The following is a 26,299-nucleotide window of genomic DNA, read 5'->3' as shown; positions in this document are numbered from 1 at the left end:
ATTATTCATTGTACATTATCCATTATTCATTCTTTTTCAGCTCTTCGACCAGATTCTGGGCGGCCCGGACATCGTAGGCCGTGTCGACGGAATAGTCTTTTGCGGCATGATCGACAATGTCTTTCACCTGCGCTACTGCCGGGCTGGCGTCTTTCCCGAGACCTTGCAAGACGCTCAGGGCTTGCAGGCGAACCAGCCGGTTTTCATTGATTAACACTTTCTTAAACGCAGCCATCGATTCTTCTTTTTCGCCAAGCTGGTAAAGCGCTTCGGCCGCGGCAGCCTGAACGGCAGCTTCCGGGTCCTGAAGAAGTTTCTGGAGCGATGCTTTAGCCGCTGCTGGTTTCAGAATGGTGCAGCCCGTAGCCGCCCAATACCGCACCACCGGATCGGTATCGGCCAGTCGGTTGATAAGTTCTCTGGCATCCGCCGGGTTGCGGGAAGACGCCAGCGTAGCGGTTTCGATGATCCGATCGGTGTTGTATCTACCCTGATGAGCGTAGTCGTACAAAGGCGTCTGACCCGCAATTTTTGCCAGGATTGCTTCGGGAATAAAGCCGACGTCGTTGCTCTGCCGAAGCCACTGCTCATTCGCTTTTCGTAGCTGGCTCAACTCGTTCGCGTACCTTGGGTCGGCGGCCAGATTATGGATGTTGTCGGGGTCGGCCGCTACGTCGTAAAGTTCTTCGGCCGGTTTGGGTTGCCAGAAGCGCGATTGCACCTCGTTCAGACGCCCGGCTTTGTATTCGGCTTCCCAGGACCGGATCGACGGAGCTTGCCAGAGGTAATTCAGGTGCTGCCCGTAAATCTTGTGCGGCAGGTAATTCCGGATGTAGCGGTATTTTTTGTCGCGCACCGACCGCGACAGATCGATGGTCTCGTCCATGCGCCCGCGAAACCCGTAGGCGTAGGGCTGTTCCGGTTTTTGCTGGGTGCCCAGAAACGCCTGGCCCTGCATGTATTCAGGAATTTTAATACCGGCCAGACTCAGGATAGTCGGCGCAAAGTCCAGAAACGTAACGAGCTGATCCGTCTGCGAACCGGCTTTGGCCTTCGCCAGCTGCGCGTATTTCTTCGGCAGATGAACCACCAGTGGCACGTGTAGCCCCGATTCGTACATAAACCGTTTGCTGCGGCCCAGCACTCCGCCGTTGTCGGCATAATAGAACACGATGGTATTTTCGGCCAGGCCCGCGTCGGTCAGTTCTTTCAGCAGTTTGCCGAATTGACTATCCATCGTTTCGACCTTGTCGTAATACTGTGCCCAATCGTGTTTGAATTCGGGCGTACGCGGATGGTAAGGCGGAATCGGTGCTTTTTCGGGATCGTGGTGCAAGGAAGGAAGTGGCTTGTGCAGCCCACTTTCGTGCGAGACGAACAGGTTGAATACGGCAAAGAACGGCTGGCCGGGTTTCCGCTTTTTATACGTCGCCGAATCGCTCGACTCGTCCCACGCGTCCTTCTGATCGACGGTGTTGTAATCTTTCTTCGAATTGTTCGTCGTGTAATACCCCGCTTCCCGCAGGTATTTCGGAAAGAATTTTACAAATGATGGCACCGGATATGTACTGCGCATATGTTCGGTGCCCAGCGAGGGCGGATACATACCCGTAATGAGCGTGTTACGTGAAGGCGCACAAACCGGGGCCGTCGAAAACGCATTTTTGTAAAGAATACTTGCTTTGGCAAACTGGTCGATGTTCGGTGTAGTCGCATACGGATTCCCGTAGCAGCCGATCAGCGAGGTATTGTTGTCTTCGCTGACGATCCAGAGAATATTCGGCCGATCGGTAGCCGATTGTGCCTTCCCCTGAAAAAAGCCAAGCAGCAGCAGCAGCCCGACCAGTCTGATTCGTGTTTTCATCTTGAGCCGGTTTTGTTCGGTCACTATTTCCCTACCAATTCCACCAGCAAGGGTAGATAATTCCGGTTAAGGATCATCCACTCCTGCCGATTCCACCAGCTGGACTTTCCGGTCATGGGTAATGACCTGAAGTTTCTCCAGTCGGCACGATATTTTCGCCCCGAATGATGGCATTGTTACCCTGACCGAGTCGATTCTGCTCCAGCTCTCTCGTCCAGCGACTGTCCTGCGTCTCGGGCCAGCCTACCCGGAATTTGTCCGAAGATTGGTAAGGGTTATTGTTTCTGTTGCGAGAGGAACGTGACGAGCGAGGCAAATTCTTCGTACGACAGCGCATTGGCAAGACCCGTCGGCATCATAGACGTTTCCAGCTCTTTGCGACTCAGAATATCCGACGGTTTTATCCGGTAAATCTGCCCCGCGATATCCCGAAGTACCACCCGATTCGCTGATTCTTCGGTGACAAAGCCGGTATAGGTTTTATTTCCTTTGGCAGTGATGAGGACCGTCACGAACCCCTGCGAGATGGAGGCATTGGGTTTCAGAATCGACTCGGCAATCTGCTCCCGGTTCATGATCGAGCCAATTTGTCCCATGTACGGTCCTTTCAGCGGTTCGCTTTTCGTCAGGCTGTGGCAGGCGATGCAACCCTGTTGGGTGAACAGGGTTTTGCCCAGCGCGGCCTCACCCGGAAGTTTGGCGATAGCCAGCATGACGTCTTCAATCGACGATTCGCCGATCTGGCCTTTTTTGTTCCGGATTTTCTCCAGATCAACCTTCGGTTCTTCCTTCGCTACCACCGATTCGTCTTCGCCCAGTTCCGTAATCTCCATCCGATAGCGGCTGTTCAGGTCACGAAAGAAAGCCTTGTCGCCGGTCTTCTTTGCTTCCTCGATCAGAAACGACCTAATGGCCGGAGACGACGCCCATTGCGCCGTTACGTTATACGGACCGTGGGTGTCGGGGCGGGTGCTCCACCAGCGCTGCCCGTCGTAGTCTGCTTCTTTCTGATAAATCCGGGATAAAGTGCTGAGAATCTGTTTTTTCAGAACCGCATCGGTAGTGTTTCGGTAAGCGGTCATCAGGCCCATAGCCGCTTTCGGGTCGTGCATATACCGCAGTGTCCAGAGTGCTAGGGTCGACTGTGGCGTACCGATCGCTTTCAGGCACGCATCCACCGCGTCGAGGCTGACCAGTGCCTGCACGGCCAGATGTGGCAAAATAATAGCCGAGTTCGGGGTGGCGTGGGGGCCTTCCGTGCCGAGCGCCGGAGCGACAAACGAAGCCGGTACCTTCACCTGGAGCAAAGCCGATGCAGCTTCTGGTTTACCAAGTCTACCTAGGCCAATGATAGAAGCCATCTGAACCCGCACCGACGGATCGGTCATACCCTGAAGGAAGGGTTGAATCGGTACGCTGTTGCGCAGGGGCTTCCGATCGGCCAGGGCGCGCAGGGCAAACTCCCGCATCGTAGCGTCTGCGCTTAGCTTGACCAGGTTATCGATGCCGCTGGCTCCGGTGGCCTGTGCATACGCATACATACCCGCCACCCGCGCGAAAAGCGGTGCGTTTTGATCAGTCGCCATTTTCCAGGTTGCTTTGGCCACTTTCTGAGCCGGCCGGGTAAGTAGTTCCTGCTGAGCAGCCAGCCGTGCTACTGAACTACCTGACTTCAGCAGGTTGACCAGCTTACCGATCGACGCTTTCCTGACGTCGGCAAAGGGTTTATACGTCCAGTTTTTAGGCACTACCCGTACCACGAACCCCTTACTCGGATTGCCCGAATAACCCGCACCGTCCCAGGCCGACAGATAAGCCCGACCCGAGGCATCGACGTCGACGTCGGTGATCTGTGCCAGTTTGATAAACTCCTCTTCTTTCTGAGTGAACGTGCTGGCGTCCGGCGTAACCCGGTGAATGAACAGCTGGCTGCGGCCCCAGTCGGCCATCATCGGAACGTGGTTGTACCGGTCGGGCCAGGTATCGTCGTCCATGAACAACGCCCCCGTTCCCGAACCACCGCCTACGTCGACCAGCGCCGGAATGATCTCATCTGTGAAATGCTTGAAGAGCAAGGGGTAGCCGTACTCGCCCGACTGGATCTGGTTGCTGAACCGGATGTTCCAGCCTCCACCGTCGTTGGTGTTGTCGCGGGTAAATATATTCATGTACGGGTCGATGGCTACGTCGTAGATGTTGCGGGTGCCGTGGGTATACACCTCCATTTCGGTACCATCGGGCCGGACCCGGACAATGCCTCCGCCGAGCATCGTCAGCTTTTTGCCCGTACGGTCTTCTGCATTGTAAAAGCCGAAATCGCCCACGGCAATGTAAATCCAGCCATCGATACCCATCCGAATCCCATTGGTCGCGTGGTCGGTTCCCCGGCTTTGCAGAAACTTTGGCGAGCTGAGGTGCTGAATGAGCGGGCGCGAAGGACCGTCGGCAACCCCATCCTGGTTGGCATCTTCGAACACGACCAGGTCCATGCCGGAAGCGAGCCCGGTTTCTTTCGAGAACACCGTATGCAGCACGAACAGCTGATGGCCGACCGGTAAAATTCCCCGTGGGTTGTCGACCATGGCGAAGGTCGTGTGCTGGTCTACTTTGCCGTCGTTGTTCGAATCGACCAGCCGGACAATCTGCCCTTTGCCCGGATTTTTGCCGAGTGAACCGATCATGTCCACACCCACATATACTTCGCCCGTCGGCGCAACGGCCAGGCAGGCGGGGCTGGGTGTCAGGTCGGCGCCTGCAAAGTTGGTAGCGGTAAGTTCAGACGGCCAGCTGGCGGCATTGCGCAACGAGTCGGCCCGAATGGCGCGACCAGGAGCCTGATTCGTTGGAGAGTAATGCTGGGTCGAACGATTGCCCAGCAGAAAGAGGAGCGCTGAAAAAAGGGTAAAGCTAACTTTTAGCATATGCAACTGAAAAACAATACGATTGGGGATGGGGCTGCCCGGTCGAGTGCCTTTGAAGGAACTACCTACGAAAGGTCGAGTGAAAAACCGGATATAAAAAGCGCCGGGCCATACTGGCTTTAACCGCTTTGGCGCAAATTATTTCCTGCGTAGCGACAAACACCGGCCTGAACGAGTAGTAAGGAGAATTTTTATCGCTTTTTAGGGGAATAAATTGGAAATTTACCTGAACCCGCAAAGAATGAAAGTATTACGCACACATTGGCCGCTTAGAACAAACGCACCGAAACGGTTTCTGATACTGGTCGGCCTGCTGGCAAGTCAGGCCTGTAGCGTCTCACAGGTTAGTGCCCAACCACCGGGAAGAACGGAATCCTTATTTGACGGCAAAACGCTGACCGGCTGGAAAACCGTCGACCCGGCGCATCAGAAACTGTGGTCGGTTAGGGACAGCGCTATTCATAGCGGGGATGGTGTGCATAAAATTCCGGAAAATACGTACCTGCATACCACAAAGGAATACGGCGATTTCGAGTTTCGCTGCCTGTTTCGGCTCTACGGCGATCCGGCAACGGGCATGATCAACAGCGGTATCCAGTATCGGTCCATTCTGGAAGGTGGTAAAATCGTTGGCTACCAGGCCGATATTGGTAATGGGTACTGGGGGGATATTTACGACGAACACCGGCGGGAAAAACTAGTCGGCGGTAATCTGAGCGTCCTCCGGCGGATTTTGAAGGAAGACGGCTGGAACAGTTACATCATTCGCTGCAAGGGCAACCACCACGAACTTTACATCAACGGGGTCAAGACCTGCGACTATACAGAGCAGGATAGCAAAATCCCTAAGAAAGGAGTCATTGCCGTGCAGATTCACAGCGGAGGAGTTGCTCAGGTCGACTTCCGCGATTTGACAATTACGGAGTTGTAAATCCTGTCAGAAACCCATTAACTTATATATCTATGCCTAGTTTCCGTTTGCTGGCGCCCTTATTGCTGGCTACCCTTCTCCTGCCTCAACCGTTCGTTAGGGCGCAGACCGTCAAAGCGGTACGTGATACCGCGAAAGTCGACCGGGACTACGCCCTGGAAGCGACCATGCTGGGCTTTTTTGGAAAGGATGGCGCCCGGAACCCTACGCTGAAAGCCAATAAAGGCGATCGGGTGCGGATAACCATTACCAATGGAGAGGTGATGACGCACGACATCGCCCTCGAAAAACTCGGTCTGAAGAGCAAGACCCTGCAGGACAAAGGCACCAAAACGAGCATTATGTTTACGGCCGATAAGAGCGATACGTATTTCTGTACGGTTCCAGGACACCGGGCCGCCGGGATGGTCGGAAGCTTCGAGGTAGTGGAAGGAGCCATCTCGGCCGCGACCGTTGCCGGCCTGACGCCTACAAAAAACGGGCAACCGTTGAACCTGAACTTCGAGACGGGGACGCTGAAGGACTGGACCGCCACGGGCGATGCATTCACCAGTCCGGTTTTTGCCCAGGATGACCCGTCACCGGTGCACGAAAAAGACATGCACATCGGCTTTGATGGAAAATATTTCCTGAGCAGTGGCGGAACCACCAATTATAAACTCACCGGAACTCTGACGTCGGTACCTTTCAACGTGACCCAGCCCTTTGCGGCCTTCAAGGTGTCGGGCGGGGCGCTGCAGGATACCCGCGTCGAACTCGTGCAGGCTTCGACGGGTAAGGTTATTTACCACATCACGGGGCAGGGGCGGGCGACGCTGCAACCGGCCGTGGTCGATCTGCAACCGTACCTGAATCAGGAGATCTTCATCCGGATTGTAGATAACGAGACGGGTATTTCGCAGATTCCCTACATCCCGAACGACAAGTGGGCGCACATCAATTTCGACGATTTTCAGTTCTATCCGACCCGGCCCAATTTCCCGAATGAGCTGAAACAGAAAGATATCATCATCCTGCCTCCGCTCGATCCGGTACTTCATGCCGGGCTTTCGGGCGTCGAAGCGGCTAAGGTAATGACCCTGCCTAACGGATTTAAGATCACCCTGGCGGCCGCTGAGCCCGACATCGTCAAGCCGATCTGTTTCACGCTGGATGCGCGCGGTCGGCTTTGGGTGGTCGAAAGCCACACCTATCCAGTGCCGGCACCGGAAGGGCAGGGCCGCGACCGCATCCTTATTTTTGAAGATACCGACGGCGACGGCACCCTTGACAAAAAGAAAGTCTTTATCGAAGGCCTGAACCTGGTTAGTGGGATGGAAGTAGGCATGGGTGGGGTGTGGGTAGGGGCCGCACCTTATCTGCTATTCATACCGGCCGACTTGAAAACCGATAAACCTAGCGGGCCTCCCCAGAAACTGCTCGATGGCTGGGGTACGCAGGATACCCACGAAACCCTGAACAGCCTGCGGTGGGGACCCGACGGCTGGCTCTACGGCACCCACGGCGTCTTTACGCAATCGAACGTCGGCAAGCCGGGAACACCCGATTCGGAGCGGACAAAAATCAATGCGGGGGTCTGGCGGTATCACCCGACTACGCACCAGTTCGAGCTGTTTTCCGAAGGCACCAGCAACCCCTGGGGGCTCGATTTCAACGATTACGGTCATGCTTTTATCACGGCCTGTGTTATTCCGCACATGTATCACATGATCCAGGGGGGGCGGTATCAGCGGCAGGCCGGCAAGCATTTCAACCCGTATACCTACGACGACATCAAAACCCACGCGGACCATGTGCACTGGGTCGGCGAACGGGGCCCGCACGCGGGTAATTTCCGGTCGGGTTCGGCGGGGGGCGGCCATGCCCACTCCGGCGCGATGATCTATCTGGGAAACAGCTGGCCGCAGGAATACCGCAATGATATCTTCATGAACAACATCAACGGTGCCAAGCTGAATCAGGACCACCCAACGCGGACCGGATCGGGCTATGTCGTAACCCACAAACCTGATTTCCTGACCATGAACGATTCGTGGTCGCAGTGGCTAAACATGAAATACGATCCCAGCGGGTCGGTTTACGCCATCGACTGGTACGACAAAAACCAGTGCCACAGCCCCAACCCGGACGTGCATAACAAAACCATGGGCCGGATTTTCAAGATTACCCACGAGAACGACAAGTGGGTGCAGGTCGATCTGACGCAGGCGTCGGATATGGAGCTGGTGAATTATCAGCTGAATCCGAACGAATGGTATGTCAGACAAGCCCGGACGATTTTGCAGGAGCGCGGGCCAAACAAAAAAGTGCACAAAGCGCTGAAAGAAATTCTGGCGAAAAACCCCGACGCAACCCGCAAGCTTCGGGCTTTGTGGGCGCTCCACGTAACGAAGGGCCTGACGGAAAAAGAACTGGCTGACCTGCTTTCGAACGAGAATGAATACGTCCGGAGCTGGGCGATTCAACTGCTGGCCGAAACCAAATCGGTATCGCCGGAAACCCTGAAGCGCATGGCCGCCCTGGCACAAAACGACAATTCGGCGCTGGTTCGGCTGTACCTGACGTCGGCCATGCTGCGGCTGGAACCGGGCCAGCGCTGGGAGGTGCTGGAAGCACTGACGCAACGGACTGAAGACAAAGACGACCACAACCTGCCCCTGATGGTATGGTACGCTTCTGAACCGCTGGCAGCTATCGATATGAAACGGGCTCTGGAGATGGCGCAGAAATCGAAAATGCCGAAACAACTGCCCTACACCGTTCAGCGCATCGGCGCCATCGGTACGGACGACGCCAAAAAACTGCTGAAAGACCTGAACGACCGGGTAGGCCAGCGGGAACATTCACACGAAAATCACGAGCTTATGGCCCTGATTGCCAAAGCGCTGGAGGAATAAGGGATGAACAATGAATAATGTAAAATGAATAATGCACAGGGCTCGGTGATGGTTGAACAGGTTGCACCCGAGGCAGTATTATCCATTATTCATTTTACATTATTCATTATCCATTAATGATTGTGTTATGAAAAGAACAGACCTACCTATTCGCTTTGTCATGAGCGGGCTTTTCCTTGCCTGCTGGGCGACAGGCGCCTACAGTCAGAATAACGACTTGTTCAAAGTTCGTCAGCAGCAGGCTGCGAATGCGCCGGGCGAGAATCGGGCGACCAGCAAAGGCGTTCCGTCGGGGGAGTTTAAGAAAACGAAAATTACCGGCGACTTCATCTCGGAGGGCGTGGCCGTTGCCGACTTAAACAAAGACGGAAAACCAGATATCGTGGCCGGCTACTACTGGTTCGAAGCGCCTAACTGGACCCGGCACGAGATGGCCCCTTCCCGAACGTACGATCCGCGGAAAGAATACAGTGATTCCTTCCTGAACCTGGGCATGGACGTCAACCAGGACGGTTGGGACGATGTTGTTGTGATCGATTTCCCCGGAAAACCCGGTTTCTGGTTCGAAAATCCGAAGAACGGAAAGGCTGGTGAATGGAAAAAGCACATCCTGGCCGATTCGGTCGGGATCGCCAATGAATCGCCTGGGTTTATCGATATCGACGGCGATGGTCGACTGGATATTCTGTGTGGCGACAAGGCCAAAAAGCAGATTGTCTGGCTCAAAGCACCCAGTAAACCCGGCGAGACGGAATGGCAGCGGTTTGCGCTGAGCAAGGAGAACGTGCCGGGCACGGAGATTTTTTCGCACGGCATCGGCTTCGGCGATATAGACAAGGATGGCTTCGACGATGTTGTCGTCCGGGAGGGGTGGTTCAAGGGAACGGCCGATAAAAAATCTGGCGACTGGGTTTTCCAACCGGCCAACCTGGGCGAGCCCTGTTCGCACATGCAGGTGCTGGACGTCAACGGCGACGGAAAGAACGATGTCGTTAGCGCATCGGCCCATGCGTTGGGTGTCTGGTGGCACGAGCAGGTGGTAGGCGAGCAGGGGAAGATAGATTTCAAAACCCATTTGATGAGCAACACGACGGCTCAGACACACTCCTCCATCATGGCCGACCTGAACGGCGACGGCCGGAAAGACTACATTACCGGAAAGCGCTTTCTGGCACACCACGGCCGCGACCCCGGCGATAGCGACGCGCCAATGCTGATGTGGTTTGAGTTTACGCCCGGCAAAGAACCGTACTACAAAGAGCATATCATCGATAATGATTCCGGTGCGGGGCTCAACATTGTAGCGCAGGACATAAACGGCGATCGAAAACCAGATATCGTGGTTGCCAATAAAAACGGCGTGTATTTATTCGAGAATAAGATGAAGAAATAAACAGTCTTTCCGACGGAAAAAAAACGCCTATTCGGTAAGTAGCCAGTAGTTGATGGCTTACCGAATGGGCGTTTATTGTGGCAGGAAATAGTAGTGTAGCGCGGGTTTCCACCCGCGCTACACTACTATTTCAGATAAGAAGAAATATGAGTTAGCTCAAGTAACGTTTAATAGAAAAAGTCTTTTGAAGCGGGCGGCTCGTATCATAGGCGGTTCGTCTGTTAACTAGTATCGAGAATGAAAAAAGATTACGTGCGTTCATTGATGAATCGGAAGCTGGTCTGGGTTTGTGCGCTGGTACCCCTGGCTGGTTTAGTGGGCTATCAGTCCGAGAAAGATCCGATTGACCGGCGGATCAAGCGAATGGCTCCTGAAAAAGCGGCCCAACTGGCCAAGGCCATCGAAGCTACTGTAACGCCCGAACTGGCTCAGGGCCTGACGTTGCGACTATGGGGCGTCGATTCGCTGGTGGCCGATCCTATTGCGATCAACATAGACGACAATGGCCGACTGTATTACACCCGGACGAACCGGCAGAAAAATTCGGAATTCGACATTCGGAGCCATCAGGACTGGGAGATTGAATCGAACCGGCTGCAAACCATTGAGGATAAACGGGCTTTTCTGCACCGGGTATTGTCGCCCGAAAACAGCGCCAAAAACGACTGGCTGAAAGACCTGAACCACGATGGATCGCACGACTGGCGGGACATGACGGTAGAAAAAGAAAACGTCTATCGGATCGAAGATACCTCCGGCGATGGGGTAGCCGACTTGTCTCAGTTGGTCGTCGATGATTTTCATGACGAAGTAACCGACGTAGCCGGGGGTGTTCTGAGCCACGGCGATGATCTGTACGTGGCGGTCGCTCCCGACCTTTGGCGGATGCAGGACAAAGACGGCGACGGGATTGCCGAAACGAAAACGTCGATTTCGCACGGCTACGGCGTACACGTCGGTTTTGGTGGACACGGCATGTCGGGTATCGTAATGGGACCAGACGGAAAGGTTTACTGGCAGATCGGCGACATTGGGTTTAATGGAAAAGGGCCGGACGGTAAAAAGTGGGAACACCCCAACAGTGGCGTCATCGTGCGGTCGAATCCCGACGGCAGCGATTTCGAAGTCTTTGCCCACGGCGTCCGGAACACTCACGAATTTGTTTTCGATGAATACGGCAACCTGATCAGTGAAGATAACGACGGCGACCATCCGGGCGAAAAAGAGCGGCTGGTTTACATCGTCAATGGGTCGGATACGGGCTGGCGGAGCAACTGGCAGTACGGCAAATACCGCGATCCGAATAACAACACCTACAAAGTCTGGATGGATGAGCAGATGTACAAGCCGCGTTTCGAAGGGCAGGCAGCCTATATCACGCCTACCCTAGCCAACTTCGTGAGCGGACCAGCGGGCATGCGTTACAATCCCGGCACGGCCCTGAGTCCGGCATACAAGAATACGTTTTTCATCGCAGAGTTTGTGGGTAATCCGGCCCGGTCGGGTATTCACGCGTTTAAGTTAAAACCCAAAGGAGCTTCCTTCGAACTGGGTGATCAGAAAAAAGTGCTCGGTAATGTGCTGGCTACCGGCATCGACTTTGGCCCGGATGGGGCGCTGTACATTGCTGACTGGATCAACGGCTGGGATGCCAAAGACTACGGTCGCATCTGGAAGCTGGACGATCAGGCCGGAGCCGCCTGGGCCGACCGCCAGCGAACCAAAACCCTGCTGGCCGAGAAGTTTGCCGGGCGCTCTGAGACGGAGCTAGGCGAATTATTGAAGAATCCAGACATGCGGGTGCGACAGAAAGCGCAGTTCGAACTGGCAAAACGGGGTGGTAAAGCGGCTGATGTCTTTACAGCCTCGACAAAACAAACCGACAATCAGCTGGCTCGTGTGCATGGCATCTGGGGCATCAGCCAACTGGCTCGCCAGGATAAGCAGTATGGCCGCTTGTTGTTGCCGCTGCTGACCGATGCCGATCCCGAAATTCGGGCGCAGGCGGCCAAATGGTTAGGCGACATTCGGTATACAGAAGCGGGTGCTGCGTTACTACCGCTGCTGAAAGACTCCAACAGCCGGGCGCGTTTCTTTGCTGCCGAAGCCCTGGGTCGGATTGCCTACGAACCGGCCATTCAGCCGATCATTCAACTGCTGGAAGCTAACAACGACGAAGACGTGTATATCCGGCACGCGGGAAGTTTAGCCCTGGCCCGGATCGGCAAAGCGGCTCCGGTAGTCGCGTTAGCCAGCCATCCGTCGCGGGCCGTTCGGATTGCGGCTGTGGTAGCGCTCCGGCGCATGAGTGATCCGGGCATTGGCGCTTTTCTGGCGGATAAGGATGAGTTCGTGGTTACCGAAGCAGCTCGGGGTATCAATGATGATCTGTCGATTCCAGCGGCTTTGCCGGCCTTGGGGAAGGTGTTGCAGAACACCCAATTCACCAACGAAGCTTTGCTGCGCCGGAGCATCAACGCCAATTTGCGGGTCGGTACCCCCGAAGCAATGCAGACGCTGGTCGATTACATGCAGAAGGAAGGCGCTCCGGTAGCCATGCGGGCCGAAGCAATGGAAGCGCTGAGCACCTGGGCGAAACCGTCGGTGCTTGACCGGGTCGATGGTCGTTACCGGGGCGTTGTCGAACGCGATCCGGCGCTGTTGAAAACGAAGACCGCCGATGCGTATACGAAATTGCTGACTCATCCGGAATTAGCGCTTCGGCTTAGTGCCGTCAAGGCCATTACGAAACTGAATCTGTCGAGCGCTTCCGAACCGTTGTTCAGCCGGCTGACGACCGACAAGGACGCTACCGTGCGAGTCGCTGCCCTGCGGGCGCTGGCTGCGATGAACGATAAGCAGGTCAGTAAAGCGATTGAAACGGCGCTGGCCGACAGCGATAAAAGTGTGCGGGTAGCCGGCCTGGATTTACTGGCTAAATCAGACATGCCCAAGGCGCGCATCGTAACCCTGCTGTCGGACGTGATCAATACCCGCACGACGGAAGAAAAACAGGCTGCCTTGCTCACCCTGGGGAAGTTGCCCATTGCCAGTTCGCAGCCGGTTCTCGATGGATTGCTCAACAAACTGTCGGCCGGAACACTGCCTGCCGAACTTCAGCTGGAACTGGAAGAAGCTCTCGAGAGCAGCCACTCGGCTCCGCTGAATACGCGGTATAAAGCGATTACAGCCAAATTATCACCCGATGCGCTGCTGGCTTCGTATAAAGGAAGCTTGTTAGGTGGAGAGCCCGACCTGGGCCGACGGATTTTCTTCCGCCACCAAACGGCGCAGTGTATCCGGTGTCATGCCTACGACGACCTGGGCGGAAATGCCGGGCCGCGATTGAACGGCGTGGCGAGTCGGCTTACCCGCGAGCAGTTACTGGAAGCACTGATCAACCCGAGCGCTCGGCTGGCTCCAGGGTTTGGCACGGTTAACCTAAAGCTCAAGAACGGCAAGGCGGTTAGTGGGATTCTCCAGGGCGAAACCCCCACGGAAGTGAAAGTAAAAGTCGGCGACCAGCCAGATGTCGCCATCCCGAAAGATCAGATTGCCAAACGGACTACGGCCCCATCGAGTATGCCCGAGATGCGCTACCTGCTGACCAAACGTGAAATCCGGGATGTGGTCAGCTTTCTATCGACGCTGAAGGATGATAAGTAAACCGGCAGAATATTGATCAGTACAAAAACGGCCAGTACAAAGTTGTACTGGCCGTTCGCCCTATCTATCCTCTTCAATTCAACCTAACAGATAAATTAAGTTAATAAAAAATAAAAATGTTATATAATTTATTGAGTGGACTGATTTTTTGTAAATAAAAGACAAATAGAATAGATCGAATTTAATTACCTACCAGTTAGTAAGTAATCAGGTAACAGAAAAGGGGCTTTCTTGAGTCAACCCTACCCTTCGTCGATTACCATCGACAGGAGTCGGCCCTGTACGACAGCTTATCCAGAGAAACCTGCATTTGAAAACCTGTTACTACCAGTTCACATAAATTGCCATTGAGTTAGCCAGGGTCTGCTTCCAACTTTGTGCCGAAGAAATTATCAGCACATACTTTAACAGACAAATGCTAACTGCACAAACTTCCTCTTCTCCGACCAATGCCCTGCGCGCCTACAATGGCGGCTTTTTTCAAATTCTTGTTTCACCCGAACAGACCGGCGGAAATTTTGCGCTCCTCGATATCACCCTTCCGAAGGGCGCTGAGCCGCCCCGGCATGTGCACACCCGCGAAGACGAAACGTTTTATGTGCTGGACGGTACTGTTCAGTTCGAAGTGGGGGATAACGTAACCATTGGACAGGTGGGGCAGGCTGTATTTGCGCCCCGCCATATTGCCCATCAGTTCAGGATTCTGACGGAGCAGGCGCGGATGCTGACACTGATCACTCCCGGCGAATTTGCCAACTATTTCGTTGAGTTCAGCCAGCCCATTGCCGAGGCTCCTGTAACCCTACAGGCTCCGCAGGGACCGCCCCCGGCCGACGTGCTGGCACTACTGGTATCGCGCCTGGCGGGCGCCTACGGCGCACATTTTGCCTAAGCCGGTTCAGTCATTACAGCACCATCAGGCCTGCGAGAGCCACAGCACAGATCTGTGCTGTGGCTCTCGCAGGCCTGCCTTTCAAACAGGCCAGCCTTAATCGATTTGGGGAAGTTTCTCCAATGTGTATTGGCGCTGAAACCGATCAACCGTTAGCCGGTACAGGAACGGGGTGAAATATCCATAAATTTTCAGTCGATAAGTACCGCCGGGGAGCTGAGAAAGATTCAGATCCCGTCGATAGAGGGTCCGATTTGAAGAATCTTCAAAATAGCGGGTGTTTTGTGACTCATCTTCCAGTGAAATGGCAACCCACCGACGTTTGGCCTGGGCAAAGTAGAGCATGAGCTTGTCCGATTGACGAAGAAATGGATGGCAGTCGACGATGACAGTTCCTTTCTTGACAATAACTCCTCTCAGCTCCAATGAGCTTGAAGGATTTACCGAAGGGCTGGGTAAAACAAACAAATCTGGATTGTCCAGATAAGTAGTGGCGAGTACGCGCTGAGTCGTCAAGTTGGCCAGCAGTAAATCGAACGCCCGGGCGGTTCGTTTCTCCGTCAGTCGGGCCGATGCGGGAAGCTGTTCCTGGTATAGAAGCTGGTGGTGTTGATCAAAAAATTGCACGACCGGTTTCTGACTGGCTTGGCCGGCCTGTAGGCGCCAGTAGGCCTGTGATGAGTCGCCCTGAACGTAGGCGTCGACGAATTGAGATTGGGCCAGTGAGCGATTGGCCATTAGTGCCACGAGTAGCATCGTAAGGCCGATGGTGAGTATCGATGACGTTTTCATGCGAGTAAGCGGTTAGCAATCATTAGCTGTCTGTCAATCTGTGTCAAGAGCTGTGCCACATCGGTTAGAGCGGTTTTGAGAGCCTATCGGACCGTGTATTCGTTCGAATCTGGACGAAAGCTGTCCGGAACTGGACGTATTAACCATTAGTCGCAGAAGGGGTAAAAGGCATAACTTACCCTGGCTGGTTATCCACCGGATTTAGGAAAAGAGGCTGTTTATCCACAAGCTTTGCTGGCTAAATGTGGATAAGTGTAGAAAGCTGGTAGCTGGGCGGTAGGAATGTAGAGACTAGCCAGTTTTGGATCACGCTGGTTGAAAGCTCATCTATTCAGGAAGCACTGAGTAGAGATAACCCGGTATATAATCGGATGGACAAGCCCTTTTGGGTAGTGTATATAGCCAAAAAGAAACGGCTGACATGAATTTGTCAGCCGATCTAAGATATGTCTAAGAGATGATGTATGCATACATACGTGCATTCTTGCTTTTCGGTTGCTTAAGACAAGCTTTTTGTAAAAAAAATACGCAGCCTACTCCCAACATGGTTTGTATTATTTTTCGATAGAATCGATTCCTACGCTATCAATGACGTTGCTCAACAAATAATACAAACGACGCTATTTGTTGACATTCAGTCATTTTAGTAAGGAAATGCTTCCTCAGAGAGCTATGTATATGCTCATTCCTGCTTATTTTTGCTAACCAGTAATGAATACGTAAATCCTTTTAGGAACATGAACAGCAATACAGAAGTAATCAGCCGGGAAGAGGAACTGATTCAAACTATTATCGACTGTAAGCAGGCGATCGCCAAAGCTCTGATTTCACTGAATCGTATGGAAATGTGCGATGACTGCGAACGCTGGCGGGAAGAGCAGCGCCAGGCCAGAGCCAGCCTGATCATTTATCAGGACAGCTTATGGGCCGCCGAAGATGAACTGAAATTATTGTAAAAGTTAGTTGCCAGGCGATGATCGAGCGGGAGCGGTTTACGGACGAGTCCGGTGATTATTACGGAGTCATTTATAAAGGTCCTTTGATCGCTCCGCTTCTGGCGGTTGGGCTGGCTGTAGCGCTTTGGTGGGTACTGAAGGACCGTGGCCGATGAACGACCAGGCCGGGTCGATTTGCTGTAAACTGACCTGATCGGCCATGACCTGAGTTGTCTCCAGCCTACCGAAGTTGTCGCTCGGCGGCTGTCTGGTTATGAAACAGCTCATACGGGCAGATAAACCGAGAAAGTAGCTCCCTGGCCCGGCTGGCTGCTGGCCGTAATAGCTCCGCCATGATTGGTCGCTACTTTCTGGCAAATGGCCAGCCCGATACCTGTGCCTGCGTATTGCGCTTTGCCATGCAGCCGTTGGAAAACCTGGAAAATACGATCCAGATACTTTTCTTCGAAGCCAATTCCGTTATCCGTAATATCGATGCAATGGTAGAGCCTGGCCACATGTGCCGGCTTTACGGCAGCCGAGAGCTCGGCTGCCGCTACCTCCCGTGCGGTTATCCGTATGACAGGGGGTAGATTATTCTTACGGAATTTGAGCGCATTGGTTAACAGATTCTGAAACAATTGCTCCAGCTGCGAGGCATCGCCCTGCACTACCGGCAGACTATTTACATCGACGATGGCTTCGGTTTCTTTAAGGCTAAGCTCCAGATCATCGAGCGCGGTTTTGACGATTTGCATGAGCGATACCGGCCTGGTTTTATCCTGACGAGTCGACACGCGGGAGAAAGTAAGCAGGTCCTTAATCTGGGTCGACATTCGGCTGGCCGCTGTCTGCATGCGTTCCAGATAAGAAACGCCCTCTCCGAGTTGGGTCGCATACTGAGACTTGAGCATATCGCCAAAAGACTGAATCTTGCGCAGCGGCTCCTGCAGGTCATGACTGGCCACGTAAGCGAACTGCTCCAGATTGGCATTGCTTCGCTGGAGCGCCAGAATAGACGCTTCTACCTGTAGTTCGGCCTGCTTGCGCTCAGATATATTCAGAACCGTGAGGGTTAATCCGTTTTCGCGTCGGACTGCCGAAATATCAAACCAGCCCCGAAGGCTCCGGGTCTGAAATTCCTGCTCTACATGAAAAGGCAGACCGGTCCTGATCACCTTGACATACTGATCGAACAGACCGAGTTCTTTGGTGTCCGGCAATACCGTCAGCATTGATTGTTCGAGCAGCTCGGCCGCCGGACGGTCGTTGAGGGCCTCGGCCATCTTATTGAGGTTAACCAGCTGAAAATCGATAATCTGTCCCTGCTCCCAGATAGGTGAAAAAAACATAATTGCGATGGGCGCACTGTCCATGATGCTCTGCAGATTATAATTTGCCTGTGCCAATTCCTGAGTGCGCTCGGCTACCTGCTGTTCCAGCGCCAGCTGCAACTCCCGTTGAACGGTCTCGATCCGCTGCCGGGCCAGCACCCGTTCGGTAACATCGACGGCCATTGCCAGAATGGCAAATACCTCACCGGCCTCGTTGCGAAGGGGTTTGTAGGTAAAGTCGAAATAATAAGTGCCGGGTTTTCCCCGTACGGGTAAGTTCGCGGGGCTGTTCAGAGCTTCGTATGTTTCTCCCGAGTTGAACACATCGTCCAGAATCTGCAGAAAAGGCTGCCCCTGGAGTTCGGGGACAGCCTCGGTGAGCGGTTTGCCGATGATGCTTTGATCTTTTCCCCAGAAGCTCAGCATGACATCGTTGGCTAATTCAATGATCAGTTGCCGTTCGACAAACAAACAAGTCGCAATGGGTGCTTCTTCGATAAGGCTCCGGAAGCGCTCCTGACTGGTCTGCAATTGCTGCCGGGTTTCGACGCTGGCCGTAACGTCCTGAGCGATACCCGAAAACCGAATAACTTTTCCGTGCTGATTGACAAATGTCTTTCCCTTGGCCTGAATCCACCGATGGCCACCGCCCGTCAGGGTCCGAAACGTAATATTGTGGTCGCTCCGATGGTCTGGATTTAAAGCAAGGTGGTTGGCCTGTTCCACCCATTCCCGATCATCGGGATGGACCTGAGCTAATAACTGAGCAGGGGTTACGGGCCGATCGGGAGAGAGGCCAAATAATTGTTTGCAGATTGGAGAATACTCCACAAACCCGGTCTCCAGATTGAAGTCCCAGGTGCCTACCTCAGCTGCCTGCAAGGCAAACGTCAGCTGTTCGATTAGAGTCGTATTCACGTCAGGGGTGTTGAGTTAGGGCTGCCATAGCGAACCATAATAAAGGAGCAAATTAACCATAAACCAGAAAAGTGCTCCTGTCAGATCCAAAGAGTAAATCTGCCTTTTCGCAATAACTACTGTACGAGTGAGGGCTAATGGGCCTGTCTCCCGAAAAGACTGGCTATTGAATACATATATGACTATTATTTCGTCAAAGACGGAATTTGATATGTTTTATTTGTTACCTATAATGTCAAATTGACTTTTTTTGAGTATAAATACGATCATTTTATCAACTTTTATACCTAAAAATAAATAAGTAGTTCAATCAAAATTGTATATGTATATTTGATGCGACTCAAACCTAAAAATAGAGTATGATGTTACAGGCTACCACTCCCTTGCCCGGCTTTTATCAGTACACTTACCCAACTTTTGCCGATCGTCCTCAGCAGCTCTGTATTCATTTCCTGACCCCGGATGGCCAAAGTGCGTTTGTCACTTACCCCAGGCACCCCAACTACAAAGCGGCTCAGCTGGTTCCCATAAGCTGGTTTCAGTCTATCGTGCTGGAAAAGCTCGACGGGCAGCCGCAGCTTATGTCGTTTCTGGAAGAAACGCTTTCCCGGTGGTTTACCGACCGTTGTTTTAAATTTATGCCCGAAGATTTGTTGACCAGCGAATCTATTGGTTGTTCGGACGATTCCCGTATGGCTGCTTAAAGACAGCCTGGAGCCAGTCGGCGGTGCGCTCGAGGTATACCTTGGGAGGCTCAACCAGCTTAGGATTTTGCAGAAAACTTTTGAGCGTGAGCAGAAAACAAGTTCGTTGTCGATAGCCCGAATACGGCTGAACTTCGTATAGCTATGTAGAGTAAGCCCTGCTCCCGCAGCAGAATTACTCTGGTGTGGATAGATAGAGAAACGTCTGGTCGATTTGAATCAGGCGTTTTTTTAGTTGTCACTCATCCTGTAAGACGTGCTTATAGACGGATGGTTGTAATCGATCAGCATCGTTATGAACAACAAATCACTCGAACGTTGAATAACGGGTTGAAAACCCAAAAACTGGAAGGTGTTCGTCGCCGGGTCTAGTTTTCCCTGCACGCCCTTATACACATACCAGAGCGGACGGTTGAACATCACCGTAAAACCAAGGTCCAGTAAGGTGTCATTCGTAATCTTCATTGTCGATGTCATCAATTGCGGAGCTAATCTAGAAAAAACTAAATTAAGTTTATGTATATATGAATCCGTAAATAAAAAAGCATCGTATGTGTATATCGGTAACGTAAATTATCTTTTCACATGGATAACAACCACTACACTCAGCCAGAATCTTTCGACGATTTTCAATCAATGTATCAGCCTGGCTTGAACCTGCCTGCCTTCATCAATCTAATGGCTCAATACAAACGCGTTGTATACGAGAAAGTTTTTTTACAGGACACGCCTGAGGATACGGACTACTTATCCTTGTAATTATAGTTGCAGTCAGACAGAGTGGGTAAACGCGGGGTAATAGGGAGATAGACAAAGCCAGCGCCCAATGGGTGCTGGCTGTTCTCAAATCTCAATGTAATAAGCTACGTCTGCATAACAGCCCATACGTTGCTTACGATTACAGTGATGAGGTAATGGGCGCGCCGGCGGGATTACCGACTCGCAAAGACAAAGCCCGTCAGGTTTTCACAGGGCGTGGCCGGGCGTTGATTCAGTACATTCTGGGCAATGGCAATAATCTGATGGCCAAGCTTTCCCTGCTCTTCCAGGCTCATCTGATCGTATTGCTGCTGCAGGAAAGTTTCCCAGGAAAATAGTTCGGTTTTGGCATCATAAATGCCCAGGGTGAGCCCGCTCGTTGTCAGACCTATCTGTTCGAGAAGCTGCCGGGCGTTGGCCAGATCAGTACAGCCAATCTGGAAATACTGGCCATGGACCGAGTAGAGTACGAAAAAGCGGTTCATAATAAAGAAATAACGTTGAGTACTTCTTTTTAACCGCCCACGTCTTGTTTAGTTTATATACAGCCTACTAGCCCACCGGTGGTATTAGAGTCAGAAATTGCCTGTAACTAACTTCAAAACAGCAACGCGATGGCAGAACGGCGGCCGTTTTCTCGACGCTCCTGGATAGTAGCGGGCTTCGTGAGTTAGCTTCGTGGTCGAACAGAACCTCATCAGGCAGTAATACTACCTGTTTTTCGTGAATCGAACAGGCGGTAAAGTAACCGTGTTGAACCAGTAGAGCCGCAGGTTTTGCCAGTACATCATCCAATCATCGGTACTGAAAGGCTTTTGAGTGAAGCTGGAAACCCCAAACGCATAAGCCTCCTGAATATCGGAATCCCGCTGGCTTACCGTAAGGATAATGACCGGGATCGAGCGGGTTTGACTATTGGCACGCAGGTAGGTCAGGAAGTCGAGCCCCGTTGTTTTTTCCTGTAAAGCAAGATCCAGCAAAATCAATTTGGGGCCGTATCCTTCCAGCTTGTCGAAATAATCTTTTGCTTCCAGCGAGCTATGAACCTGAATGAAATGGGCTTCCGGAAAACTATGTTTGGCGGTCCTGCTCAAAACGTCAATCAGGTCAGGATCATCATCTACTACCAGAATTAAGAAAGGCACTGACATTGTAAGTGAAGTTGGATCAACGAACTAAGTATTCTATCCAACCTGAGCGGCTGCAATTCTAAGGACAACTGGTGCTTCTGCACCAGGGCAAAACCTGGCTCAGGGAATGAACGTAACGTCAACGTTTTTTTACTGCTTATGGCCCGCAGTACCTGGTCGACTACTGCCCGTGCGGGCCGTTTTGACCGCCTTCTGCCCCTGGCTGCTTTGTCGCGACTGCGGAGATGCGGCAGGCAGCGGAGCCGGAGCGCCACTCTGACCGCTGGCCCCGTCGTTGGTAGCACTGCCATTCGAACCGTCGACGGTTGCGCCGGAACTTTTGGGCTTACTGCCAGCTACTTTCCCGCGGCCGATCCGGTCGTTGCCAATGGCGTTTGGGTCGTTTGTGGCCGCTGAACCTACGGTCGAGGCATTGGTCCTGTTGGTAGACTGCGCTGATCCGCTTAGAGCGGCCGAGAGCAGAAGGGCGCCCAGCAAAATCGTTTTCTTCATAACCTTAAAGTTGGTTGAATTACAAACAGGTTAACAGATGAGCAATCGTTTTGTCTACAAACGTTCCATTAATTGAGTTTCTGTTCCGCTAAATGCTCTGGCCGCCCCTAACATGCGTGTCGTATTCCGTGGCAGCGATTACTACGACCGGGCCAGAACAATGAGAATGAGTCCGGCCAGGTAAGTCAGGCTCATCAGCCATAGATAACGATTGGCTTTCGGGGGAGCACCTTTAAATTCGTGCCAGAGAAATAAGCCCCATAGTACCGACACAATAGTGGCTCCCTGGCTGAGTCCATAGGACACCGCATCGCCTGCCTGTTTGGTGCCTAGCAAAAGGGCAATCATGCCCACCCCCCAGACCAGCCCGCTCGCCAGCCCTGCCAGGTGCTCACGCAGGCCGGTTTGCGAGTAGGTTAGCTGGCCGTTCTTGTCGGGCAAAGCAAAGCGTCGTACCAGGTACTCGACCAAGGGCGTGCTTACGGCTAGTGCAGTCGCGAATAAAGCAAAACTTGTGTAGGGGGTTAGCGAACCGGATTCTGGATCGGCTAGATTTTTGACCAATGACCGGGCGACAAACCAGAAGAAGAAACCAGCTACCAAGCCACCTCCCAGAGCGATCCAGATACCCCGGTTACCTTCCGACGACTGGTCGGTTTCATCGCCCTGGCTTTGTTTGATCTGGTAGGCCAGCGCGCTGAAAACCATGGCGACCAGGATGGCCCCACCCCCGATGGACAGTAAAGCTACACTGCCTTTTGGCTCAGACAGGTAATTTATTACTAATCCAATAGCTAATGACAGGCCTGTGCCTACGGGCATCGCCACGGAAATGCCGGCTATGCTGATGCCAACCGTAAGCAGCATATTCCCAACGCTAAATACCACCCCGCCCGCCAGTGCCAGCGCGATCTTATCGGCATCGGCTTGTTGCAGGTCGCTGAGCACCGAACGACCTTGTTGCCCGAAACTACCCAGCGTGAAGGCCAGTATTAGTGAGCTTAGAAAAATACCGTACACATAGTCGCGGTAGAAAACGTGAAGCGGAGCCGATTTTGTAACAAACTTCTGCGCGTTGGTCCAGGAGCCCCAGCATAGCATAGTAAACAGACAAAAGCAAACCGCCAGAGTGGGTTGATGAATGATGAACATAGGCCATGTCGGGAGAAGAGGTCTGCTATTGAATACCCGAAAAGCCTCGTATCGTTTAGTTGGTTCGGTAAAAACGTACCACTGGTCCGCTAATCCCGTGCCGGAGCTGCTGCCCAATCCTCTACTCGATTAATTGGGGAGAAAGTAACGGCGTTGTCGACGGGGGTACCACTAATAGCTAGTAGTTCGATGATGAGTTTCCAGGTACTATATTTTAGAAGCTGCGAAAATTTGTTGACTTGTTTAACTTTTATGTGACGATGAAAGAAATAGACCGTCCTAAAGTTTTATTTATATAGGGAGAATATAAATGTCAGGTTCGTTGAGCCTGGCATTTTTTGCTTTAATTAATAATATGTAAAATTAAATATACAATTTTATTTAAAATGTATATATTAGATATAGGAAATATATTTAATTGAGCCAGGTGCGATCTGAATAGGATAGCAGAAGCCCCGCTCATTAGCTGGCGGGGCTTCTGCTCGTGTCGATTCGTTGAATCGGCGTATACCGCTTCTATTGCGGATTGGTTTCTTTGCTCGTTTGCGTCCGTTTCATTTTCCGGCTGGTGCGCTGACTCGTCGATCCTGAGCTCGTCGTGCCTGACTGATCCGATACCGAACCCGAGGAGTTCATCGATCCCCGGCGACGAGTCTGACTTTGCTTCATAGGCGTACTGTTGATGGTTGCAGCGCTATCCGTCGAAGACGAATCGATGATCGTACCCTGAACCCCGTTTTTGGGCGCTGCATTATTGACTCCATTGCTAGGAGCTGTCGTTTGCGCGTGAGCACTGAACGCTGCTACGCTCAGCAGCATGGCCCCCATGATAATTACCTGTTTCATAACGTTGCTTTACCAGGTGTTTGGTTGAGTAAATTAACCTTATAACCTGTGAGATGGGAAAAAGGCTGAACAAGATTACTGACCGGCCCAGATTCGGGGCGCCTGGTGCCTGGTCGGTAAGCCCGAAACCTCGCTTGCGACAGCTGGCGCAAAGGCGTTCTGGCTGTGTAATAAACGTGGTTTTTGAGCTTATTTAGCCACTTTGATAGGCGGAAATGGTTTAATAAACGGGCTCAGCCAGAAGAGTTCGTTGCCCACGCCAGATTTGTCCTGACTAAAAAATAATTTACCGTTGACATCAGTCAAGTTCGCCGTCGACCCGGTTGAGCTAAAGACCTGCACCGCCTGGGTGTCAGTCGTACGGAACAAGCCATTGGCGGCTGTGAAATAAAGTGCTTCCTTAAATTTGACGATCCCACGAACTGGTCCTGTAAACGAGCCGGTTACTTTCGTGACGCTTTGCCCGTTGGAAAAATAAAGCTCTCCACTCAGAGCGGTCGTAAAATAAGTCTTGTAGTCGCCTAGCTGAAACGGATTTGGAGTCGACACATTGACCATCTTGCCAATGGGTCCCGAAAGAGTAGCCAGCTTTTTGGTTCCCTGACTCGTTCCATCCGTTACCCAAACTTGTTTGGCGCCAGGGCCTGTCGAGAAAAAAACGTATCGGCCTGCTTTGGTTAAGCTATACAGCGAAGCGCCGGCCACCGGCGTAGTGACCTTCTGAGTGCTGACGGCCGTGCCCTGGGACGTCCACAACTCAGACTGCGACGGCCCGGCGGCAAAGAGCAGGACACTGCCATGATCTACCAACGATTGGGGGTTGATACCTGCCTTTACCACAAACGAATTTTTGCCACCGCTTATGCCATTGGTGCGCCAGAGATCGGCTTTATAAGCAAAGTAAATGGCTCCGTTCAGAAGCGTAAAATAAGCAGGCGGGTGTTTGCCTTCTGCGACAGGATCAAAGCCGGTTTGCCAGAACGCCCTGGTACCTGGCTGAGTGCCATCGGATCGCTGGATCAGCCATTGGTCGGTACCGCCGAGGGAGCCCTGTTTCACGTAATATACATCGACCGCAAAGCCCGTTAGGCCGCTGGCATACCGAACCTCCGCTTCTTTGTGACCGTCGTAAGGAACGGATGTATTGGCCGCAAAGCCGCTGGAAACCCACAATTGCCGGGTGCTGGAGGCTGGACTGATGGCCGTGAAAAATAGCTTACCGTTCACCGCGGTCATTTCCTTGATTTCGGAGCCCGTCGGACCGGGAACCAAGTCTTTGACGAGCGTAGTACCTGCTGCCGTTCCGTCGGATTTCCATAGTTCGGGACCGTGTACGCCATCGTCTGCCACGAAGAAAAGCGTACCATTGACGTTGACAAGCTGACTGGGTTTTGAACTGGCCGTGCCGGGTAAGATATCTTTAATGAGCATTTGCGCCGATAAGAAGCCAGTACAAATGATAACCAGTAAGCAGGAGAGCGTCGAACGAATAAACGGAAACGTCATTGATTTGGAGCGTTGGTTGGGGTTTGTCGAAAAGCTACAAAGAATTAGCAGCATAGAACCCTGACCTTTGAGCCAACGGTACGTTAATCAGGAGATAATGGTTGAACTTGAGCGCACGCAATCGACTCTATAACTTTACAGTCAATGGAAATACGGTTTAGCCGACAGGAGCTAGAGCTGATTGGCAACTACCTGAATAAAATAAGTGCCGGAGCGAGCCAACAGCCGGTGCAGAGGAGTGATCAGTCGTCTCCTGAATGGACGACTGTTTTTCTTCTGCTCAGAAAATTATTGGCTTATGGCATCCATTACGACGGCCAGGCAGAGCCGACGGAAAGCTATAAAGAGTTACAGGCCAAAAGCCAGAAGCCCGATCATATGCTGGCAACGGTTCAGGCTCACATCAGCCAATTCGAACGGTTGTTGGCTACTTACACAGATCGCCATTTGCTGTAGGCAGCGCGTAAGTAACTAGCTACTTTTTAGGGGGTATATACTGGATAGATGAGTCATGAATCGCGACACTTAAGTCATTCGCTAGCTCATCCAGTGCGAGGAATGCCCCTTTTTCGGCACTATTGGCCAGTCCTTTATACCGGACCGGCTCGTTGGTAAATGTCAGACCCATTGCCTGCGCCGACCACTGCCCTCTAAAAATGGCCTTGCTATCTTTTATGGTTACCAGTACGCGCATACTCAGCTTGTTGGTCAGGCTTTTATGCTCAGTTACGATCGTACCTCGTTTCGCATCTTCTTTCTGAATAATGTAATCTTTATCCGTCAGAAAATCACCAACCTGTTCGAAAAGCGTAGAATCGGGTAAGTCGGTAGATAGCTCAATGCCTTCGGCCCCCTTCGGAATATCCTGACTGTAAGCAAACAAAGGCAGAAGGAACAGTAACAGCAGTTTCATACGTTCGGATTAAGATGGGAGGGCGCTGGTGGCCTAAGCTTCTATAAGCATAAGCGGCTCGGCGTTATGTAAAGATGCGGGATAAAAGTCGTTGAAGCTTATATACTTGGCAAATTGTAAGGGAGTCTGTTGGCCATAAAACATGATTTTTGTAAGAATTGGCGTTCCCGTCTGAATACTACACCCATGGCGGAGGCTAAAAATAATAATGGCGTACCGACAGAAACCTAGTG

Annotated in this window: 21 protein-coding genes; 8 read left to right on the top strand and 13 right to left on the bottom strand. The window is 52.4% G+C overall.

Annotated elements, in window-relative coordinates:
- Positions 1–22: 22 nt before the first annotated feature.
- The gene (locus ACYVC2_RS25865) at positions 23–1,864 is read right to left on the bottom strand and encodes a sulfatase-like hydrolase/transferase (protein ID WP_461107381.1); all 1,842 of its coding nucleotides are present in this window, start codon (positions 1,862–1,864) and stop codon (positions 23–25) included.
- Positions 1,865–2,139: 275 nt separating this feature from the next.
- Entirely contained in the window at positions 2,140–4,785 is a 2,646-nt protein-coding gene (locus tag ACYVC2_RS25860; RefSeq protein WP_461107379.1) for a DUF7133 domain-containing protein, read from the bottom strand.
- A 241-nt stretch (positions 4,786–5,026) separates the two neighbouring features.
- Between ACYVC2_RS25860 and ACYVC2_RS25855 the strand changes: the two genes are divergently transcribed.
- The 5 genes from ACYVC2_RS25855 to ACYVC2_RS25835 all read left to right on the top strand — a co-directional run bounded on the left by ACYVC2_RS25855 (position 5,027) and on the right by ACYVC2_RS25835 (position 14,564).
- Complete coding sequence (locus ACYVC2_RS25855) at positions 5,027–5,716, top strand: 3-keto-disaccharide hydrolase (protein WP_461107377.1); 690 nt, start codon at positions 5,027–5,029, stop codon at positions 5,714–5,716.
- A 32-nt stretch (positions 5,717–5,748) separates the two neighbouring features.
- Positions 5,749–8,613, top strand: coding sequence for a PVC-type heme-binding CxxCH protein (locus tag ACYVC2_RS25850; protein ID WP_461107375.1), 2,865 nt, complete (start codon positions 5,749–5,751; stop codon positions 8,611–8,613).
- A gap of 127 nt (positions 8,614–8,740) precedes the next feature.
- Positions 8,741–10,006, top strand: a complete 1,266-nt coding sequence (locus tag ACYVC2_RS25845; protein ID WP_461107373.1) for an FG-GAP repeat domain-containing protein — start codon at positions 8,741–8,743, stop codon at positions 10,004–10,006.
- A 237-nt stretch (positions 10,007–10,243) separates the two neighbouring features.
- Positions 10,244–13,672, top strand: a complete 3,429-nt coding sequence (locus tag ACYVC2_RS25840) for a HEAT repeat domain-containing protein (protein ID WP_461107371.1) — start codon at positions 10,244–10,246, stop codon at positions 13,670–13,672.
- A 415-nt stretch (positions 13,673–14,087) separates the two neighbouring features.
- Positions 14,088–14,564 (top strand): cupin domain-containing protein, encoded by a 477-nt coding sequence (locus ACYVC2_RS25835; RefSeq protein WP_461107369.1) that lies wholly within the window; start codon positions 14,088–14,090, stop codon positions 14,562–14,564.
- Between the two features lie 96 nt (positions 14,565–14,660).
- Here the strand turns inward: ACYVC2_RS25835 and ACYVC2_RS25830 are convergent, their stop codons facing one another.
- Positions 14,661–15,356: a hypothetical protein gene (locus ACYVC2_RS25830; RefSeq protein ID WP_461107367.1), complete on the bottom strand. Its 696-nt coding sequence runs from the start codon at positions 15,354–15,356 to the stop codon at positions 14,661–14,663.
- 737 nt (positions 15,357–16,093) lie between these two features.
- Between ACYVC2_RS25830 and ACYVC2_RS25825 the strand changes: the two genes are divergently transcribed.
- Complete coding sequence (locus ACYVC2_RS25825; protein WP_461107365.1) at positions 16,094–16,312, top strand: hypothetical protein; 219 nt, start codon at positions 16,094–16,096, stop codon at positions 16,310–16,312.
- Positions 16,313–16,378: 66 nt separating this feature from the next.
- Here ACYVC2_RS25825 and ACYVC2_RS25820 read toward each other — a convergent pair whose 3' ends face one another.
- Complete coding sequence (locus tag ACYVC2_RS25820; RefSeq protein WP_461107363.1) at positions 16,379–16,579, bottom strand: hypothetical protein; 201 nt, start codon at positions 16,577–16,579, stop codon at positions 16,379–16,381.
- A complete protein-coding gene (locus ACYVC2_RS25815; protein WP_461107361.1) occupies positions 16,576–18,543 on the bottom strand; it encodes a PAS domain-containing sensor histidine kinase in 1,968 nt (655 codons plus the stop codon). Before ACYVC2_RS25815 ends, ACYVC2_RS25820 begins: the two co-directional genes overlap by 4 nt.
- A gap of 359 nt (positions 18,544–18,902) precedes the next feature.
- Between ACYVC2_RS25815 and ACYVC2_RS25810 the strand changes: the two genes are divergently transcribed.
- Positions 18,903–19,247 carry a hypothetical protein gene (locus ACYVC2_RS25810; protein WP_461107359.1) on the top strand — a complete coding sequence of 115 codons (345 nt, stop codon included), beginning with the start codon at positions 18,903–18,905 and terminating at the stop codon, positions 19,245–19,247.
- Positions 19,248–19,478: 231 nt separating this feature from the next.
- On the opposite strand, the gene ACYVC2_RS25805 is transcribed toward ACYVC2_RS25810, so the two are convergent.
- The 7 genes from ACYVC2_RS25805 to ACYVC2_RS25775 form a co-directional block, all read right to left on the bottom strand.
- Positions 19,479–19,712 (bottom strand): hypothetical protein, encoded by a 234-nt coding sequence (locus ACYVC2_RS25805; RefSeq protein ID WP_461107357.1) that lies wholly within the window; start codon positions 19,710–19,712, stop codon positions 19,479–19,481.
- 467 nt (positions 19,713–20,179) lie between these two features.
- Complete coding sequence (locus ACYVC2_RS25800) at positions 20,180–20,491, bottom strand: hypothetical protein (protein WP_461107355.1); 312 nt, start codon at positions 20,489–20,491, stop codon at positions 20,180–20,182.
- Positions 20,492–20,716: 225 nt separating this feature from the next.
- The gene (locus ACYVC2_RS25795) at positions 20,717–21,157 is read right to left on the bottom strand and encodes a response regulator (protein ID WP_461107353.1); all 441 of its coding nucleotides are present in this window, start codon (positions 21,155–21,157) and stop codon (positions 20,717–20,719) included.
- Positions 21,158–21,286: 129 nt separating this feature from the next.
- Positions 21,287–21,649 carry a hypothetical protein gene (locus tag ACYVC2_RS25790; protein ID WP_461107351.1) on the bottom strand — a complete coding sequence of 121 codons (363 nt, stop codon included), beginning with the start codon at positions 21,647–21,649 and terminating at the stop codon, positions 21,287–21,289.
- Positions 21,650–21,790: 141 nt separating this feature from the next.
- Positions 21,791–22,801 carry a GRP family sugar transporter gene (locus ACYVC2_RS25785; protein WP_461107349.1) on the bottom strand — a complete coding sequence of 337 codons (1,011 nt, stop codon included), beginning with the start codon at positions 22,799–22,801 and terminating at the stop codon, positions 21,791–21,793.
- A 516-nt stretch (positions 22,802–23,317) separates the two neighbouring features.
- On the bottom strand, positions 23,318–23,647 hold the full coding sequence (locus ACYVC2_RS25780) for a hypothetical protein (RefSeq protein WP_461107347.1): 330 nt from the start codon (positions 23,645–23,647) through the stop codon (positions 23,318–23,320).
- 189 nt (positions 23,648–23,836) lie between these two features.
- Positions 23,837–25,153 carry an ELWxxDGT repeat protein gene (locus tag ACYVC2_RS25775; protein WP_461107345.1) on the bottom strand — a complete coding sequence of 439 codons (1,317 nt, stop codon included), beginning with the start codon at positions 25,151–25,153 and terminating at the stop codon, positions 23,837–23,839.
- A gap of 144 nt (positions 25,154–25,297) precedes the next feature.
- Between ACYVC2_RS25775 and ACYVC2_RS25770 the strand changes: the two genes are divergently transcribed.
- Positions 25,298–25,609 (top strand): hypothetical protein, encoded by a 312-nt coding sequence (locus tag ACYVC2_RS25770; protein WP_461107343.1) that lies wholly within the window; start codon positions 25,298–25,300, stop codon positions 25,607–25,609.
- A 19-nt stretch (positions 25,610–25,628) separates the two neighbouring features.
- On the opposite strand, the gene ACYVC2_RS25765 is transcribed toward ACYVC2_RS25770, so the two are convergent.
- Positions 25,629–26,066 (bottom strand): hypothetical protein, encoded by a 438-nt coding sequence (locus ACYVC2_RS25765; protein WP_461107341.1) that lies wholly within the window; start codon positions 26,064–26,066, stop codon positions 25,629–25,631.
- Between the last annotated feature and the right edge of the window lie 233 nt (positions 26,067–26,299).

The organism is Spirosoma koreense (assembly GCF_054777875.1).
The sequence above is the reverse complement of the archived record's forward strand: the minus strand, read 5'-3'. Positions and strand labels throughout refer to the sequence as shown.